The 346-nt window shown below is 67.3% G+C and carries 1 protein-coding gene; it reads right to left on the minus strand.

The window, feature by feature from the left end; all coding sequences use genetic code 11:
* Window positions 1–87: 87 nt before the first annotated feature.
* Window positions 88–346: transposase (locus ACH107_RS33645; RefSeq protein WP_412509905.1), on the minus strand; the 259-nt coding region annotated here is incomplete at its 5' end.

The following is a 346-nucleotide window of genomic DNA, read 5'->3' on the forward strand; positions in this document are numbered from 1 at the left end:
TTACAGCGCGGCGTCCCACTGCGGCGGTGGCTGGAGCGCCGGCTTCTCGGGCCGATGGCCTGATCGGCCCGTCTGCGCGCCGCTTCGTCACGCCGGGCACGGGTTGATGCGGCGGAGCTGCACAAGGCGGCGCATGTTGTAGGCGATGTTCTTCATCCCGATCTTCGTCTTGGCGCGCGCCATGCCGATCGTGCGCACCAGCGTGCCGCCCATATCATTGGCCTGCGCGCCGAAGACATGCTCGACCCGGACACGCACGGTCGATTTGGTCCGGTTGCTGCCCGTCGCCTGATCTGTCAGCGGCTTGCCCCGCTTGCCCTTGCGGTGGATGTGGCTCTTGAGCTTC

This window comes from Roseovarius halophilus (ex Wu et al. 2025) (assembly GCF_047086965.1).